General features: G+C 42.7%; 2 protein-coding genes and 1 pseudogene. 1 reads left to right on the forward strand and 2 read right to left on the reverse strand.

Annotated features, from left to right (window positions below):
• The coding region (locus E2L07_RS21420) for a UPF0236 family transposase-like protein (RefSeq protein WP_208401999.1) at window positions 1-748 on the forward strand (748 nt) is incomplete at its 5' end.
• Between the two features lie 441 nt (window positions 749-1,189).
• On the opposite strand, the pseudogene E2L07_RS21425 reads toward E2L07_RS21420, so the two are convergent.
• Window positions 1,190-2,566: pseudogene (locus tag E2L07_RS21425) on the reverse strand (DUF7507 domain-containing protein); the annotation flags it as partial.
• Window positions 2,567-2,662: 96 nt separating this feature from the next.
• On the reverse strand, window positions 2,663-3,427 hold the full coding sequence (locus E2L07_RS20220) for a hypothetical protein (protein ID WP_134230503.1): 765 nt from the start codon (window positions 3,425-3,427) through the stop codon (window positions 2,663-2,665).
• Window positions 3,428-3,572 lie beyond the last annotated feature (145 nt).

Consider the following 3,572-nt stretch of genomic DNA (forward strand, 5'->3'; position numbering starts at 1 on the left):
AAAAGAAAAGCGACATTATGTTCATCGAGGGAAAGAACCGTTTTGGGAGGGGCTTGAGACTTTTCTCATGGAGACGTTTGACTACGACCCTGCGGTGCATCGACTGGTCATTAATGGGGATGGAGCCACCTGGATCACCAGTTGTCGAGATTATTTTCAAGGGCGAGCCTTCTTTACGATTGATCGTTTCCATGTAGCACGTGATATTAGAAGATTGTTCAAAGGTCATCGGCGTTATCGGGCTATGCAGAAAGCCCTCGCAAAGTACGATGGAGAAACCCTCATGATAGAGCTAAACAGTGCAGTGGGAACGCTTGAGACAGAAGCGAAAGAAGAGCGTTTAGAGGCGCTGATTCATCAGCTTGAGCAATACCCTGAAGCATTGGGAGATTATAGAGAATGGCTGAAAGATCAAGGAATTGATCCGACAGGGTTCCGTCCAATGGGAAGTGCCGAGGGAACGATGAGTGTCTTTGCGAAGCGTCTAAAAAATGGACGAAGTTGGGTTGAAAAAGGTGCTAGTGCCATGATGACAGCGATGGTTGCGTTGATGGATAAAATTCCGCTCAAAACACTGATTGGTCGCGTTGAAAAATGGACAGAACCAAAAGAAGAACGTCCTCCAAAGTATTTTGTGGAGAAGGTAGAAAGTACAATTGGCGAAGCGACACGTAACAACGTCATGTATCTCAAACAAAGAGCGAATATTCCAGTGTATCGAGCACTGAAAGACTTGAAAGGCTTTTAAAAACCATAAGATTCTCAACGAGGAGAACCCTAAAATCCTGAATTCGCTTACACATATGAGGATGGAAAATACTCCTCCCACAAAAGGTTGACACAATCTAACAGTATTGACCTGTTGACCTAGAGCCCATGTTCCTACTACAATAAACTGCTGGGACGCTCCTGGTGCTAAGCTTGGTATAACAGCTATCAGTCCAAATACGTCATCAGTTACTAGGACATTGGATAGGGTTACGTTACCAATATTAACTACTGTAAATCTAAACACTGGGTTCGTTCCTTGAACAACATTTGGTCCTGGAGGGTTATCCGCATCAAACCAAGTTACTCCGTTATCAGGGGAAACCTCCTTTTCAACATCGATTGCTGGTACTGCTTCTTCAACTCCCACCCAATATGCCGGGTCTGTGTCACTAACCGTTATACCGTTAAATGTTCCTGTTGCCGTAGCCGAATTCACCTGCTGACCTAGAGCCCATGTTCCTATTACAATAAACTGTTGTGACGCTCCTGGTGCTAAACTTGGAATCGTTGCGATTAAACCAAGAACATCATCTGTTACTTGAACATTGGTTAAGGTTACATTACCGGTATTAGTAACTGTGAATCTGAATTGTGGGTTTGTTCCTTGAACAACGTTTGATCCCGGAGGATTATCTGCATCAAACCAAGTTACTCCATTATCAGGAGATACCTCTTTTTCAACATCGATTGCTGGTGTTGGAGCTTCAACTCCCACCCAATATGCCGGGTCTGTGTCACTTACAGTTATACCATTAAATGTTCCTGTTGCCGTAGCCGTATTCACCTGCTGACCTAGAGCCCATGTTCCTACTACAATAAACTGTTGTGACGCTCCTGGTGCTAAGTTTGGAATAATCGCTATCTGTCCCAATACGTCATCAGTTACTTGAACATTGGTTAAGGTTACATTCCCGGTATTCGTTACTGTAAATCTAAACTGCGGGTTCGTTCCTTGAACAACGTTTGGTCCTGGAGGATTATCTGCATCAAACCAAGTTGCTCCGTTATCAGGAGATACTTCTTTTTCAACATCGATGGATGGAACTTCAGCCTCAACTCCTACCCAATAAGCTGGATCTGTGTCTTCAACCGTTTGACCGTTAAATGTTCCTGTTGCCGTAGCCGTATTCACCTGCTGACCTGGAGCCCATGACCCTACTACAATAAATTGTGCTGTTTGACCTGGATTTAAAATACCACCAACAGAGATTTGACCCAATACATCATCAGTTATAGATACGTTTGTTAGTGTTACATTACCGGTATTCGTTACTGTAAATCTAAATTGTGGATTGGTTGGACTAATAACACTTGGTCCCGGAGGATTATCTGCATCAAACCAAGTTACTCCGTTATCAGGAGATACCTCCTTTTCAACATCGATTGCTGGTGTTGGTTCTATAACTCCCACCCAATATGCCGGGTCTGTGTCACTAACCGTTATACCGTTAAATGTTCCTGTTGCCGTAGCGGTATTAACTTGTTGTCCTAGAGCCCATGTTCCTACTACAACAAACTGTTGTGAAGCTCCTGGTGCTAAACTTGGGATATTTGCTATTAATCCTAGTACATCGTCTGTTACTTGAACGTTGGTTAAAGTTACATTCCCTGTATTAGTTACCGTAAATCGAAACTGTGGGTTTGTTCCTTGAACAACGTTTGGACCTGGAGGATTATCCGCATCAAACCAAGTTATTCCGTTATCATTAGATACTTCTTTTTCAACATCAATAGCTGGGGCTGCTAACGTTTCTGGGTTAGGTGATACATAAACACCAGCAGTACCAGAGGTCATACTGAATTGCGTTGTAAGTGAATACCAACCACCAACGAAGCGACCATTACTTAAGGACGAAGTACCCCCTATGAATAAATTATCATACTCAGGTGCTTAAGCTTGTGGTGCTCCAGTTGTTAACCAATACCCTGTAAAAAATCCACCTCCACTCCAATCACTACCACCAATGATAAGAGGGCCCTGCCCATCGTTTAAACGTGGCCCTTGAGGGTAAGGGGGTGCTGGCGTAGTGCCTCCACCGGATGAATTGATATTACCAGCCACATTGATAAAGTTCGTTGGGGTTAAACCGCCTTGTGGAACAATCGCACCACCACTTTGGAAATTTACTGTGCCTTGATATCCATTGGCAGGATTTGCATCCGAATCCCATCGAAGGATAAAGACATCACCAGGATCACCAGTAATGTTTATTTTACTTGAAACAGAAAAGCCTGATGTTACATTAATAACAAATACCTCATTTATATTATTTTGGGTATTCAGTCCATTCAATGAAGTAGATGAAACACTTTCAAAGCCTGGGGTAACAGGTAATGCGTTAATTTGTTGAAATGCACTTACAAGGTCTGCTTCTAAAGCTGCAATACGCGCCACTTCATTTGTAGCACCAGACGCTTGAATCGGATTATTGTTGACAATTTGTTGCCAAGCATCCAGTGTAGCCGCATTCGTATAGATGGTACCAGCATAAGGAAAGTTACCGGAAGTTCGTTCATCAGCCTGAAGACCATCAATTGCAACATCACCAACATAACCCGGGCTTGCTGCTTGCCAGTTTGCATCGTCTCTACCATCTGCAAAGAAGAACAGATAGTCAGTTAAGTTTCCTAAATTTACTCCGCCGATTATAGGCATTTAAATTCCTCCTTTTCATTTAAATAGACTCTCGGCATTCGCCGAGCTTTGTGGTTCAAGGATTTTCCTCAAACCAATTTATTTCATCCCTCCTATTTTAGGTGGGATTTTTTAATGTTCATTTTTTAAAACTGGAAATTAATTA

This window comes from Halalkalibacterium halodurans (assembly GCF_004376175.1).
Lineage (GTDB): Bacteria > Bacillota > Bacilli > Bacillales > Bacillaceae_D > Halalkalibacterium > Halalkalibacterium halodurans.